Origin of the sequence: Rhizobium leguminosarum (genome assembly GCF_001679785.1) — a bacterium.
Lineage (GTDB): Bacteria > Pseudomonadota > Alphaproteobacteria > Rhizobiales > Rhizobiaceae > Rhizobium > Rhizobium leguminosarum_R.
This window is the reverse complement of record NZ_CP016286.1, coordinates 1,092,231-1,105,437: the sequence shown is the minus strand read 5'-3', so window position 1 is coordinate 1,105,437 and position 13,207 is coordinate 1,092,231. Positions and strand designations below refer to the sequence as shown.

Below are 13,207 nucleotides of genomic sequence, written 5' to 3'. Positions count from 1 at the left end.
AAGGCTCAAATCGGCCCTCGGCGTGGGCGACCGCTGCCTATCGCAAATCCGGAGTGTGGTCAAACAACCGCCTGTGGGCGCTGATGGCATAGGTGTCGGTCATGCCGGCGAGATAATCGCCGACATGGCGGGCCTTCGGCGCATCGGACAGGCCGGCAATATGATCGACCCAGTAATGGCTTTGCATCTCCTTGGGATTGGCCATGTAGGCGGCAAAGAGATCGGTGACGATCTGGGCGGCACCGGCACGGATGCGCATGATGTCGGGATTGCGGTATATGCGCTTGAAGAGCATGGCCTTGATCTGCCTGTCGGTCTCGGCCATTCCCTCGGAAAAGGTGGCGATAACCCGGTCGGCAGCGCGGATGTCGGCCGCATTCTCAGGGCGGAGGAGCGACAGGCGCTGCTGTGCCACGCCGATCACGTCTTCGACCATGCGAGTAATCTGGCGGCGCATGATCTCATGGGTGAAGCGGCTCGGCTCCAGATGCGGATATCGCGCCCTCACCTCGGCCATCAGCCCGGCAAGAAACGGGATTTCCTCCAGCATGTCGAAAGTCAGGTAGCCGGAGCGCAGGCCATCGTCGATATCGTGAGTATTATAGGCGATGTCGTCGGCGATCGCCGCGACCTGGGCTTCAAGGCTGGCATAGGTTGCAAGCTCGAGATCGTGCAGCTCGCAATAATCGAGGATCGGCTGCGGAACGGGACCGCGGGTGCCGACTCCATCAGCCGTCAGAAGCGGACCATTGTGCTTGACGAGACCTTCGAGGCTTTCCCAGGTCAGGTTGATGCCGTCGAATTCGGCATAACGCCTCTCCAGTTTGGTCACGATGCGCAGCGATTGGGCATTGTGATCGAAGCCGCCATAGGGCAGCAGCACCTCGTGCAGCGCGTCCTCGCCGGTATGACCGAACGGCGTATGGCCGAAATCGTGCACGAGCGCCACGCCTTCGGCCAGATCCTCATCGAGCTTCAGGGCGCGGGCAAGCGCGCGGGCGATCTGCGCCACTTCGATCGTGTGCGTTAGCCGGGTGCGGTAATGATCGCCGTCCTGGGCGATGAAGACCTGGGTCTTGTGCTTCAGCCGGCGGAAGGCGGTGGTGTGGACGATGCGGTCGCGGTCGCGCTGGAAATCGGAGCGCGTCGGGCTTCCGTCCTCCTGATACAGCCGCCCGCGCGTCGTCCAGGGGTCGGCCGCATAAACCGCCCTCTCACTGCTGCCGAAACCCAAAGCACGCGTATCGATCGTCATTCTTCACCGTCATCCTGCATGTTGCCGCATCTGCCCATTGACGCCGCTTAACGCTCTTCATACCTATAGCCCGATGAAACGGCAAAGAGGCGCTTTCCTAATCGCTTCGGCGCATCATCGCCTTTTCGCGAATATCATGGTAAGTTTCTTTGATATCAGGCATTTGAACATTCAAGTGCCAAAACCCATTCTCTCCGGATCTTGACCCCGGCAGGAGGAAACATGACGGATACGAGTGTAACCCTTTCAGATGCCGCGGCAAAGCGTATCGCTGCGATCGTCGGCGCCGAAGCCGGCAAGAGCGCCTTGCGCGTTTCTGTCGAAGGTGGCGGCTGTTCGGGCTTTTCCTACAAGTTCGATCTTGCCGACAGCGCCGCCGACGACGACATCATCGTCGAAAAGAACGATGCCAAGGTGCTGATCGACAGCCTTTCGCTGGTTTATATGGCGGGCTCCGAGATCGACTTCGTCGACAATCTGCTTGGCCAATCCTTCCAGATCAAGAACCCGAACGCGGTGGCAAGCTGCGGCTGCGGCACCAGTTTCTCGATCTGAACGTCTAAACGCACATACTGCCCATCAAACCGGCCGAAGAATTCCTTCCGGCCGGTTTATCGTCTTGTCCGGCGGCGAAAGACCGCGATAAAAGAAGCGCACGAAGCGAACAGGGCGAAGAGATGAAGATCGCGACTTGGAACATCAACGGCGTCAAGGCGCGCATCGACAATCTCACGCAATGGCTCAAGAATTCCGATCCGGATATCGTCTGCCTGCAGGAGATCAAGACGGTCGACGAGGGTTTTCCGCGGCTGGAGATCGAGGCGCTCGGCTATCACGTCGAGACGCACGGCCAGAAGGGCTTCAACGGCGTGGCGATCCTCTCCAAGAGTTCACCTTTCGAAGTGAACCGCGGCCTGCCCGGCGATCCGCTGGACGAACAGGCGCGTTTCCTCGAAGCGGCGTTCACTCTGTCCGATACGCGAATCCTGCGCGTCTGCTGCATCTACCTGCCCAACGGCAATCCTGTCGAAACGGAGAAATATCCCTACAAGCTCGCCTGGATGGAGCGCCTGCGCACGTTCGCCGCCGAACGGCTGGCCTATGAGGAGATGCTGATCCTTGCCGGCGATTACAACGTCATCCCGGAACCGCACGACTGCTTCGATCCCAAGGTTTGGGAAAACGATGCACTATTTCTGCCACAGACGCGGGCGGCGTTTCGCAGGCTCGAAAATCTCGGCCTGACGGATGCGGTGCGCGCCACGACGGATGCGACGCAGTTCTATTCCTTCTGGGATTATCAGGCTGGCGCCTGGCCGAAGAACAACGGCATCCGCATCGACCATCTGCTGCTGTCGCCGGAAGCTGCCGACCGGATGACGTCGGCTGCGATCGAAAAACATGTGCGGGCCTGGGAAAAGCCGTCCGACCACGTGCCCGTCATCGCCTATTTCGATTTCGCAGCCTGAGGCCTTCTACCTCAATCGTCCGAACCGCTCGCGATCGTGTGCGACAGCGACACCGCAGTGCGGCGGTCGGACTCGTTTGCAACCGAGAAGGCCTGCTCCTGCAGTGCTTCCATCCAGCCGCAGTCCTTGGGCTTGCAGCGGTCGAGTGCCGCCGTCATCAGCGCCAGACCACGGGCCGTCTGGCCTTCGTCGAAAAGAATATTGCCGAAGACCGCCATGGCGCCGGGATGGCCACTCTTGCGGGCCTGGTTCAGCCATTTCTTCGCCTGCTGCGGGCTGGAATTGCCACCCTCGCCGGCCAGCATCATCTGCGCCAGCTGGAACTGCGCCTCGGGCACGCCAAAGGTGGAAGCCACCTGAAAATAAAGCTGGCGCGCCTGGCTGAGGTCGGTCCTGATCGGACTGCCGGCGATGCCGTGCTTGTAATAGTTGGCGAGCGAGAGCAGCGCGTTGACGAAGAAGCCGGTATCTTCCGAGCCGGGTTCGACGCCCTGCTGGGCGATCTCGCTGTAGATCTTGAAGGCTTCGAAATCATCCTGCGTGACACCGTCGCCATCGGCATACATGTTGGCGAGCGCCCAGCGCGAGCCGGTGTGCCCCTTTTCGGCGGCGTATTTATAGGCTTCGACCGCCTCTTCCTTCTGGCCGTTCTTATAGGCCTTGAAGCCGAACTTGAAGAGATCGAAGGGTCCGGATTCCTTGCTGACGCCACCTTTGATGTCGAATGCGCGGCACGGACCGGACAGCGCCAGCGCTATAGACATGCCCACCAGCATGAATTTGAACAGTTTGAACTCGGACGTCACCATTTCAACCGATTTCTTTCGCTCATCCCAGGCAGGCGGCAACGGCGCTCATGCCGTGCATCCCGCGGATGTATTTCTTCGAGGCGAGCGATCCCGCGGCGAGCTCCATGGCTCCTTTACCCGCGTCGCATTCAGCCCACTGGCCTTTTCTCAAAGGCGATATTCTCAGCCCATCCTTCAGAACCACCCGGCTCCCGGCATGGCTCGACTGCAAGCTCTGTGGCACTCTTTCGGCAGGTGCGGCATCCGCCTTCCCGCCTTTATCGCATTCGTAAACAGTAAATGTGACGAAAGCGGTATCGACATTTTCGGTAAGGCCGGGCTGCTCAGCTGAGTGGGTCGAAAATAACCACAATGCATGAATCGACGACCTCATCGCGAGGTCGGATCGGCGGCCGGAACAGCCTTGTTCGGAAAGCGAAACGGCCGCAATCAAACGATTGTCGCCAATCGCGCCGCACGACTTCATGTTACCGGAAAAAAATCGACCCATGCTACTATTTACACGCACCGTACGCCTGCCATTCCTCACCCGGAAATATCGCTGCGCCCTCTTTGTGGCGGGAAATGGACAAATTCGCCCCACCACCACCATACGCCAAACGTCGTAAAAATGTGTTGCTGAATCGTCACAAAACGGGACCGGAAATGGCATGATTAACGGACACGAATAAAGAAGAGCCCGGCACTGCCGGGCTCCTCAATTCTTCAGATCGGGGAATTAGAACTTGACCTTTAGGCTCGTCGACAGCGCAGCAACCAGATCGTTGCCAAAGGAATAGGAGACATCATCTCCAAACGTGACGCCGTTCTGGGTCACCACGCCGGACGAACCGCTCGTCAACACGCCCACGGCACCGGCGACGCGCCATTCGATATGTTCGGTCGGCGTGAAGGCTGCACCGAGCCCCAGCGTCCAGCTATCGGTCTGCGCGCCATAGCCCTGGCTGGTGCCGCGATCCCAGGTGAGGCTGACTGCACCTGCCCACTGTTCGTTGAACTTGTGGCCGACACCACCGGTGATCGTCCAACCGTCCTGGTAAAGAAGGTCGAGCGAGGTCAGCTCCGTCGCACCGCCGGAGGTGCAGGCGACCAAGCCCTTCGTCGACTTCGGGCAGAAAGGCACAGACTGCAAGACACTCCAGTTCGTCCATTTTACTGATCCGAAGGCGAGCCAATCCGGAGCGATACCGCTTTGCAGCTTAAGCTCAAGCGAATCCGGCGCTTCGGCAGAGCCAAAGACGTCCGTGATCCTTCCGTATGGAGCGCCATTCAGCGGTGCGAATGGCGCGGTCACCTGCGTCAGATCCACCGTACCAGTCAGATTGTCGTATTTTACACGGCTGTTATAGACGAGGCTTGCTCGCATTGCATATTCCGGAATCTCGTAGGCGAGACCGGCGCGCCAGCCCCAGCCACTATCTTCAAGATCGAGGCGGCCGACGCCGTTGCCGGTACCGACCAGAAGCGGAACGGTTGAAACCAGACGTTCCTTGAAGCCTTCGACTTCCTGATAGAAAGCGCCGCCGATGAAGCGAAGCTGCCCGGGGCCGACATCAAAACGATAGGAGCAGGTGCCGCCATAGTTGCGGGTTTTGATCTCTGTCTCGATGTTATTGTTGGCGCCGGCCCAGTTGAGACCGGGGTCGGTATGCCCGCCGAAGGGCTCCGAATAGTCGACCAGGCAGTCGATTGCATCGCCAAAACCAGCCTTAAAGCCGATATAAGGGATGGTGTAATTTGAGGTATCGTCAGCGGTGTTTGGACGGCTGTTCAGATTGCCACCGCCTGGAGATGTCGACGTGTCCGTGTCACGGACGTCCTTCAGCTTGCGCTTCGGTGTGACGTAGGTCACACCGGACTGAAACGAGAAAGGCGACGTGTCGAACAGCTGATCGATATTGTATCCGCCGCGCTCCAGACCGCCGGCGAAGGACGGCGATGCAAGCGACGAAAGAAGAACGACCGATGTTATGCCCTTGGAAAACCTACGAGATGCCATTGTGTCTCCCCCACTCCAGCAATTGATGTGACCCCACTGTAGTAAGTGTTCGCGTGACATGGCAACGCGCGCCACGGCAACGCTCCCAGCATTGCAGCGGCTAACTTACGTAAAGAGATTGACGGACACGTCAAAAAACCTGGTTAATAAAATTTTATTCCAGACTTATCGAATTTCAGCTGATCTTTTGGGTTTTCATTCCAAACATTGCAGAAGCTGTATCAATCCGACAACAGTGGCAGTTTTCGCCCGCTGGATGGCCGTTCAGCCACAATCCACAGGCTGCGCGCCTGAAATCAGCCGTTTTCAGGCGCGAATCGCATGCGCACAGAACGACGAAAGACGCGCCGCCAGAGGGCGCGTCTTTGAAATAACTTACCAAATGGGGCCGGTGAAACTTACCCGGCTTCGCTCACCCTGGAAAGAGCGACCCTCAGGCTCGCGATCTGCCCCTTCAGTTCCTCGAGGCGATCACGCTCGGCCTCGACCACTTCGGGATTGGCGTTGGCGACGAACTTCTCGTTGGAGAGCTTTCCGTCGATGCGGGAGATCTCGCCCTCCATCTTGGCAATCGCTTTTTCGAGACGAGTCTTTTCGGCGGAAAGGTCGATCAGATTGCCGAGCGGCAGGCAAATGGTGGCCTCGGCGATGACGATCTGCGCGGCACCCTTGGGCGCATCGTCAGCCAGCGATATCGCCTCGACGCGCGCAAGGCGCTTGATGGCGACGTCGTGGCGGAACAGCCGTTCCCGCGTCAGGTTGTTGGCCTTGACGACGACAAGCGGGGCTGTCGCCGATGGCGGCACATTCATTTCAGCGCGCACCGAGCGGATGCCGGAGACGAGGTCGATCAGCCAGTTGATTTCGTCGGCGGCCCCGTCATCGGCATAAGACGGCGCCGGCCATTCGGCGTGGCAGACCAATGTGTCGCGCTCTTTGCCCTCGCCTGCGGTATGGGCCCAAAGCTCTTCGGTCATGAAGGGCATGAAGGGATGCAGCAGCTTGTAGATCTCTTCGAGAATATAGCCGCTGCAGGCCTGGGCTTCCGCCTTGGCGCCCTCGTCCTCACCATTGAAGACCGGCTTCAACAGTTCAAGATACCAGTCGCAGACCTCGTTCCAGACGAAGCGGTAGAGCGCGCCGGCAGCATCGTTGAAGCGGAAGGCTTCGAGTGCTTCCGTAACGTCACGTTCCGTACGGGCAAGTTCCGTCAGGATCCAGCGATTGATGGTGAGCTCGGCGGCTTCGGGCACGAAATGCGGGTCGCTTCTTGCGCCGTTCATTTCGGCGAAGCGCGTGGCATTCCAGAGCTTGGTGCCGAAATTGCGGTAGCCGGCGATGCGGGCCGGATCGAGCTTCACGTCGCGGCCCTGCGCCGCCATGATCGCCAGGGTAAACCGCAGCGCGTCGGCGCCGTATTCGTCGATCAGTTCGAGGGGATCAATGACGTTGCCCTTCGATTTCGACATCTTCTGCCCATTCTTGTCGCGCACCAGCGCGTGGACATAGACGGTCTGGAAGGGCTCGACGGGTTCGCCGTCCTCATCCTTCATGAAGTGCAGGCCCATCATCATCATGCGGGCAACCCAGAAGAAGATGATATCGAAGCCGGTGACGAGAACGTTGGTCGGGTAATAACGCGCCAGTTCGGGCGTCTCGCCCGGCCAGCCGAGCGTCGAGAAAGGCCAGAGTGCTGAGGAGAACCACGTGTCGAGCACGTCCTCGTCACGCGTCAGTATTTCGCCCGGCTTGAAGTTTTCAAGCAGGTCCTCGACATAGGCTTTCATCGGCCCCTCGTGCGAAAGGTAATGCTGGATCGCCGCCTGCAGCGCCTCTTCCTCGGTCTTTTCGACGAAGACCTGGCCGTCCGGGCCGTACCAGGCGGGGATCTGGTGACCCCACCAGAGCTGACGGGAGACACACCAGGGCTGGATGTTTTCCATCCATTCGTAATAGGTCTTGTCCCAGCTCTTCGGCACCATCCTGGTGCGACCTTCGCGGACCGAGGCGATCGCCGGTTCGGCGAGCGTCTTTGCATCGACGTACCACTGTTCGGTCAGCCGCGGTTCGATCGGCACGCCGCCGCGGTCGCCGTGCGGGACCATGTGCTTGTGCGGCTCGATCTTGTCGACGAGGCCCGCCTCTTCGAAAATCTCGACGATGACCTTGCGCGCATAGAAGCGGTCCTGCCCTTCCAGGCGGTCCCAGGCGCCGTGCAACGCCGCCGGATTGTCGAGACCTTCAAGAAAGTCCTCATTGTCCTTGATGGTGATCGTGCCGTCGCCATTCATGATATTGATGACGCGAAGACCTGCGCGCTTGCCGACGTCGAAGTCGTTGAAATCGTGCGCGGGCGTTATCTTCACCGCGCCGGTGCCGGCAGCCGGATCGGCATAATCGTCAGCAACGATCGGAATTCTGCGGCCGACGATCGGCAGAATGACATGCTTGCCGACAATGCCCTGATAGCGTTCGTCCTTCGGATTGACGGCAACACCGGTATCGCCCAGCATGGTCTCCGGGCGTGTCGTTGCGACGACCACATAATCGCGCGTCTCGAATTCGGTCGGCTTGCCTTCCTCATCGAATGCAATCGGGTATTGGTAGGTTACGCCCTTTTCCAGCGGATAGCGCAGGTGCCAGAGATTGCCCTTGACCTCGTGCTGCTCGACTTCGATATCGGAAATCGCCGTCAGCAGCTTCGGATCCCAATTGACCAGGCGCTTGTCCTTGTAGATCAGACCTTCCTTGTAGAGGGCGACGAAAACCTCGATAACCGCCTTCGACAGGCCTTCGTCCATGGTGAAACGTTCGCGCGACCAGTCGCATGACGCACCAAGACGCTTCAGCTGGTTGAAGATCAGGCCACCCGATTCCGCCTTCCACTCCCAAATCTTGTCGATGAAGGCTTCGCGGCCCATGTCGCGGCGGCCCGGCAGCTGCTGTTCCATCAGCTTGCGCTCGACGACCATCTGCGTGGCGATGCCGGCGTGGTCCATGCCCGGCTGCCAGAGCACGTCCTTGCCGCGCATGCGCTCGAAGCGCACCAGGATGTCCTGCAGCGTATTGTTCAGCGCGTGGCCCATGTGTAGCGAACCGGTGACATTCGGCGGCGGGATCACAATGGTGAAGGTCTCGGCTCCGGGCCTGGCGTTCGCGCCAGCGCGGAAAGCGTCCGCCTCATCCCATATCGCGGCGATTTTCGGTTCGACGGCAGCGGAATCATAGGTCTTGTCGAGCATTTTCTGACCAATTTCGAGGTTCGAGGGTGGCGTTTGTAAATAGGATGGTCACGGCCAAGTCAATAAAAAAGCCGCCCCGGAGACCGGAGCGGCTTTTCAGGAAAAAGCAATCCGATCAGCGGCGCGGACCGCGCGCCACGCGCTCGATTTCCTCGCGCACTAACCGCTCGACCAGTGTCGGCAGATTATCATCGAGCCATTCGCGCAGCATCGGGCGAAGCATGTCCTCAGCAATCTCGTCCAGCGAGCGGCGCTCGGCACCGTCGATCGCAGCGGCAAGCTCCTCGAAGGAGCGGCTGATCTGCAGGCCAGCGCCCTCCGAAAGCAGCGTCGGCTGGACCTCGTCCATAACGCTCGGCAGGAAACGCTCGGTCGACGACTGAGCGGGTTCCATCGCCGGCAGCGCTGCTTCGACGGCAGGCGCAGGCTCGGCGACGGCAAGCCTTTGCGTTTCGGTAAACATCGGCTCGGCCGGCTGCTGGATCGCAACATGCTGAATGGACGCCGCGGCATCCGGGAAAACAGGCTGTGGCGGCTGCGGCTGCGGTGCCGCGGCGCGCGGCGGTTCCGGCATCACAGCCGACTGCGGTTCGGGCTGACGGAAGCCGCTCGGAATTTCACGCAGAGCCTGACCGGCCTGCACAGCGCTGCGCTCGGAGGCGGCGCGCACGCGGGCGGCGACATCGGCAAGCGACAGAGCGCGGGCCGGCACTTCTGCTTCGGGGGCGGTGCCGGCCGAATTGGCGGCGACGAAACGCGGATCGGAGGAGCGCATGACCGGCTCGGGAAATTCCACGCCGGCATAGGTATCGTCGACCGTCAGATGAATTTCGGAGCCATTGTCTTCCTCGTCGGCGCCGTAGACCGGCGGCAGGGATGCGGAAATCGCCTTGCCGGCGCCGGGCTCATTGCTTTCGATGATCTGGCGGATGGACGCCAGAATTTCTTCCATGGACGGTTCACGCGCTACACTTGGCTGAGCCATATCTATCCCCGTTATTCCAAAACAACGACCGGATGGTGTGGAGCGTTCATCCGAATCACCACGACCTTAGAATACCCCAGACGTGAAAAAAATCATCGCGAATCAAATGAATGCGGCCATGCACAGTTTTGTTACCTGATGTTTTCCACCCGCAAAGCCTGTCGCGATTTTGCGGCGGAACATCCCATAAAACCGAAGTTGAAGCGCATAACATCCGTCCGATCCGCCGTGGCGGCGTCAGGGTAGATGATGTTTGTGAAGGCTCTCCAGCGGCGTTGACAAAAAAAGGGCGCCGATGGCGCCCGTCGCTGAACGTCATAGATAAGAACGATGTCAGAAAACGAATTCGCGCGCCTTGGCGAAGCCCGGCAGCGGCTTGACTGAGGCGTTGAAGAAGACGTTTTCCGAAATGGCGCCGCGCTCGGCAACGAAGACCTTGGCACGGGCGGCATTGCCGTAACCTTCAACGGTGATCAGACGGCCACCATCGCGCAATTGACCGAGAAGGGCAGCCGGAACCTCTTCGACTGCGCCGTTGATGAAGATCAGATCATAGGGAGCGCCGGCAGCGTAGCCCTGTTCGAGCGGGCCGGTCACCACCTCGACCTTGGCGTAGCCGGCAAGCTGCGCCTTCGCTTCAGTGGCCAGCGTCTCGTCGCATTCGAGTGCGATGACGGAGCCGGCAATGATCGACAAGAGCGCCGAGGCATAACCCGTACCGCAGCCAACCTCGAGCACGAAGTCGTCTTTGGTGATCGCCGCCAGCTGCAGCAGCTTGGCGAGCGGCGATGCCTCCATCAGGAACCGGGCCGGCTTTCCCGGTGCGGCTGCGGAGATCTCGACGTCGTTGTCGATATAAGCCAGCAGCTTCGCCTTCTCCGGCACGAAAGCCTCACGCGGCACCGTGTGAAACGCCGTCAGTACCGAATGCGAGGTAACGTCCGTCGTGCGAACCTGGGTATCGACCATCTTTGCGCGCGCTGCTTCGAAATCCATCATGTCCTCTCGCTCTTGAAAAGCGGTTCCTGTCCCTCGTCTCTTAATCCCCGCCACGGATGCTTTCAAGGCTTGGCAGCCGTCGGCGAAAAGAATCCGGCCGGCGCCTCTTCCGCGCCACAGGAGCAGGAGGGACGCTGCAACTCCAGCGTGGAACCTTCCGCCCCTTCATGTTATGATCTGCAGCGGAGGAAATAGGAGGAGCAGGCCATGTCTGCGATTTTCGAATATTTCACGCTGTTCGATTTCTTCATCGTCGCAGCGCTCATCGGCATCTTCTGCTGCGGGCTGCTGGACGGCGAAACGACCTGGAAGCGATAGGGCGCCGAAGCGCACTCGGAGATGTCCCCGCATCGCGTCTGCGGCAATGCATGTCGGCGGGCGCTTGTTTGACATGCGTTCTATTCCTTTGAAATCCAGCCCTCGACGGCAGCATGCGCGTTAACGTTACGTCAACCATTTTGTTGCAGCGCGCCCTCGCCTTCCGCTATGGGTGTGCGCATGCAAACCTTCATGATCCAATCGCGCGGCATTGAAGCGCTTCACTACAACGCCGATGCCCGACTGCTGCTGATCAAATACAGCAGCGGCGAGATTCGCAGCTTCACCCGCATTTCGCCGCAAGGCATGCGGCGGCTGCTCGGCGCCAGCCCGAAATCGATGAGGGACCTGAATTGAGCGATCTGCAATATCAGGCGCAAATCCGGAAAGGCGGCCTGAAGGCGCTCTACCGCCTCACGGGAATCTATCCGTTACAGTTCGATTTTTCGCCCGGCCAGCGGGTCTGGTAGCATCGCAAACGCCAATGTCGTACCGCTGAGCCAGCAGCGTTTCACACAGATTATATCTTGTGGAAGATGTTTGGAGGCCTCGCCCGGAATTGAACCGGGGTACAAGGATTTGCAGTCCTCTGCGTCACCACTCCGCCACGAGGCCTCACCTGTGACCGACATCGAAAAATATCGTGTGGTGGCCGCGATTTAGACCAGCTCTAGAATGAGCGCAAGACTTTTCATTCTGAATGCGGTCCTTTTTTCATTCTGAATAGCCGTTTGCTGAACGTTCCGGAAACACCCCTACCCAATCTCGTAAACTGCCGCGTTGTCGGACGCGGAAGCGGGCCTTTGCCGGTCGACTGTTGAACAACCGAACGCTTGGTAACCAATGTCACAAAAGTCCAGAAATAGTGCTTGCGCAATTACTCGCGTGAGCTGTAGCTAATTACTTGGGGTGGGGAGATTCATGAATATAATTAATCACGCAGGCATGTCCTCTGTGGCTGCCATAGCGTCGCCGGACGAAGAAGTTATACAGCTTCTGTATATGACAGCGAAGGAAGTTGATCTCTGCTGTCTCATGACTGATGGGGAATGGGAAGATTACGACAAGACCGTTGTAAATCGCGCATGCGATCTCGGCTTGGTCACTATTCATAGTCCTGGTGGCGGGTGGAGTTACGTGACCGGCTGGCGGCTCACAAAGCTCGGCAAAGAAACAATAGGAATTCCGGCAAAGCTCGGCATCCTATCGCGTCTTCTGGCACTCACCCGCCTTGAACGCTAGTCGATCTCATAAACTGCCGCATTGTCCTGAACCTCGCGCAGCCCCTATATGACGCATGCCGGAGCTTGCCGTCATGCGTCCACGCCCGGTATTCAACCTCGGCCACCAACGCCGGCTTGATCCAGACGACATTTTTACGCCGGCCGGAATATTTCACCGCCGGCGCCGGCGCCTTGATCTTGCCCATCGCCTCGCGGAGCTGTGCCGCGCTGCGTTCATTGAAGCCGGTCCCAAACCGAGCCGACGTAGACCAGCTCGCCAGCCTTACGTGCCGCCAGCAATAGCGAGCCGATTTGCCCGAAAGCAGATCCTGACTTCTCGTAGCCGACGATCATGAAGCCGTCGCTCTGGACGTATTTAATTTTGAGCCAGTCGCCGCCCCGGCCGGAGCGATAGGGCGCTCGCCAGCAACTGATCACCATCCGCCTCGATCTCCTCCGAAAGCCGGATATCGCCCTGCTCTTCGGCCGGCACCAGATCCTCGAGCAGATGCCGGAGCATGTCGAGTTCGGAATTTCTGAGATCGTGGCCGTCAAAATAGAGCAGATCGAAAGCCATGAAGATGGCGTCGCTTGAGCTCTTCTTGCCGCCCCGGCCGCCGAGCGATTGTTGCAGGAGGCCGAAATCCGACTGGCCCTCCTCATCGAGAACCACCGCCTCGCCGTCGAGGATTGCCGTGCCAACAGGAAGCCACATAGGCCGCGGAGAAGGTTCTCGCTAAGACGCCGCGCTATGGCACCTCGATCGTCACGAAAAGGAACGGCCAGCTTTTTGGCGACGGAACGTTCCTTGCACACGAGGTTCGTGAGATGGCGGATAAACTGAGAGAGGAAGGCAAGCCGCTCCCGGCGGGCTTCAGCCTAGACAAGTGCCGCCGTGGCGGCATGAC

General features: G+C 59.3%; 10 protein-coding genes, 1 tRNA gene and 2 pseudogenes. 4 read left to right on the top strand and 9 right to left on the bottom strand.

The window, feature by feature from the left end:
- Positions 1–37 precede the first annotated feature (37 nt).
- Positions 38–1,255, bottom strand: coding sequence for a deoxyguanosinetriphosphate triphosphohydrolase (locus BA011_RS05645; protein WP_065279719.1), 1,218 nt, complete (start codon positions 1,253–1,255; stop codon positions 38–40).
- Between the two features lie 222 nt (positions 1,256–1,477).
- On the opposite strand from BA011_RS05645, the gene erpA reads away from it, so the two are divergent.
- Positions 1,478–1,810 (top strand): iron-sulfur cluster insertion protein ErpA, encoded by a 333-nt coding sequence (erpA, locus tag BA011_RS05640; RefSeq protein WP_017960192.1) that lies wholly within the window; start codon positions 1,478–1,480, stop codon positions 1,808–1,810.
- Between the two features lie 122 nt (positions 1,811–1,932).
- A complete protein-coding gene (gene xth, locus BA011_RS05635; RefSeq protein WP_065279718.1) occupies positions 1,933–2,724 on the top strand; it encodes an exodeoxyribonuclease III in 792 nt (263 codons plus the stop codon).
- An 11-nt stretch (positions 2,725–2,735) separates the two neighbouring features.
- Here the strand turns inward: xth and exoR are convergent, their stop codons facing one another.
- From exoR to BA011_RS05605, 6 genes are all read right to left on the bottom strand, one after another.
- Positions 2,736–3,533, bottom strand: a complete 798-nt coding sequence (gene exoR, locus BA011_RS05630) for an exopolysaccharide production regulator ExoR (protein ID WP_065279717.1) — start codon at positions 3,531–3,533, stop codon at positions 2,736–2,738.
- Positions 3,534–3,552: 19 nt separating this feature from the next.
- Positions 3,553–4,023 carry a hypothetical protein gene (locus tag BA011_RS05625; RefSeq protein WP_065279716.1) on the bottom strand — a complete coding sequence of 157 codons (471 nt, stop codon included), beginning with the start codon at positions 4,021–4,023 and terminating at the stop codon, positions 3,553–3,555.
- Between the two features lie 228 nt (positions 4,024–4,251).
- A complete protein-coding gene (locus BA011_RS05620; protein ID WP_065279715.1) occupies positions 4,252–5,532 on the bottom strand; it encodes an OmpP1/FadL family transporter in 1,281 nt (426 codons plus the stop codon).
- A gap of 398 nt (positions 5,533–5,930) precedes the next feature.
- The gene (locus BA011_RS05615; RefSeq protein ID WP_065279714.1) at positions 5,931–8,774 is read right to left on the bottom strand and encodes a valine--tRNA ligase; all 2,844 of its coding nucleotides are present in this window, start codon (positions 8,772–8,774) and stop codon (positions 5,931–5,933) included.
- Positions 8,775–8,889: 115 nt separating this feature from the next.
- Positions 8,890–9,759, bottom strand: coding sequence for a PopZ family protein (locus BA011_RS05610; protein WP_065279713.1), 870 nt, complete (start codon positions 9,757–9,759; stop codon positions 8,890–8,892).
- Positions 9,760–10,092: 333 nt separating this feature from the next.
- Complete coding sequence (locus BA011_RS05605; RefSeq protein ID WP_186806509.1) at positions 10,093–10,758, bottom strand: protein-L-isoaspartate O-methyltransferase family protein; 666 nt, start codon at positions 10,756–10,758, stop codon at positions 10,093–10,095.
- A gap of 486 nt (positions 10,759–11,244) precedes the next feature.
- On the opposite strand from BA011_RS05605, the pseudogene BA011_RS46300 reads away from it, so the two are divergent.
- A pseudogene (locus BA011_RS46300) lies at positions 11,245–11,546 on the top strand (hypothetical protein).
- Between the two features lie 71 nt (positions 11,547–11,617).
- On the opposite strand, the gene BA011_RS05595 reads toward BA011_RS46300, so the two are convergent.
- A tRNA-Cys gene (locus tag BA011_RS05595) sits at positions 11,618–11,691 on the bottom strand.
- Positions 11,692–11,997: 306 nt separating this feature from the next.
- On the opposite strand from BA011_RS05595, the gene BA011_RS05590 reads away from it, so the two are divergent.
- The gene (locus BA011_RS05590) at positions 11,998–12,318 is read left to right on the top strand and encodes a hypothetical protein (RefSeq protein ID WP_027666051.1); all 321 of its coding nucleotides are present in this window, start codon (positions 11,998–12,000) and stop codon (positions 12,316–12,318) included.
- Here BA011_RS05590 and BA011_RS05585 read toward each other — a convergent pair.
- Positions 12,315–13,008: pseudogene (locus BA011_RS05585) on the bottom strand (ATP-dependent DNA ligase); the annotation flags it as partial. The gene BA011_RS05590 and the pseudogene BA011_RS05585 sit on opposite strands and share 4 nt — an antisense overlap.
- Positions 13,009–13,207: the final 199 nt, after the last annotated feature.

What these genes read in the sequence shown, in the direction of transcription:
- BA011_RS05645 (WP_065279719.1), bottom strand. Translation starts at nt 1,255, where the DNA reads ATGACGATCGATACGCGTGCTTTGGGTTTCGGCAGCAGTGAGAGGGCG.
- erpA (WP_017960192.1), top strand. Translation starts at nt 1,478, where the DNA reads ATGACGGATACGAGTGTAACCCTTTCAGATGCCGCGGCAAAGCGTATC.
- xth (WP_065279718.1), top strand. Translation starts at nt 1,933, where the DNA reads ATGAAGATCGCGACTTGGAACATCAACGGCGTCAAGGCGCGCATCGAC.
- exoR (WP_065279717.1), bottom strand. Translation starts at nt 3,533, where the DNA reads ATGGTGACGTCCGAGTTCAAACTGTTCAAATTCATGCTGGTGGGCATG.
- BA011_RS05625 (WP_065279716.1), bottom strand. Translation starts at nt 4,023, where the DNA reads ATGGGTCGATTTTTTTCCGGTAACATGAAGTCGTGCGGCGCGATTGGC.
- BA011_RS05620 (WP_065279715.1), bottom strand. Translation starts at nt 5,532, where the DNA reads ATGGCATCTCGTAGGTTTTCCAAGGGCATAACATCGGTCGTTCTTCTT.
- BA011_RS05615 (WP_065279714.1), bottom strand. Translation starts at nt 8,774, where the DNA reads ATGCTCGACAAGACCTATGATTCCGCTGCCGTCGAACCGAAAATCGCC.
- BA011_RS05610 (WP_065279713.1), bottom strand. Translation starts at nt 9,759, where the DNA reads ATGGCTCAGCCAAGTGTAGCGCGTGAACCGTCCATGGAAGAAATTCTG.
- BA011_RS05605 (WP_186806509.1), bottom strand. Translation starts at nt 10,758, where the DNA reads ATGATGGATTTCGAAGCAGCGCGCGCAAAGATGGTCGATACCCAGGTT.
- BA011_RS05590 (WP_027666051.1), top strand. Translation starts at nt 11,998, where the DNA reads ATGAATATAATTAATCACGCAGGCATGTCCTCTGTGGCTGCCATAGCG.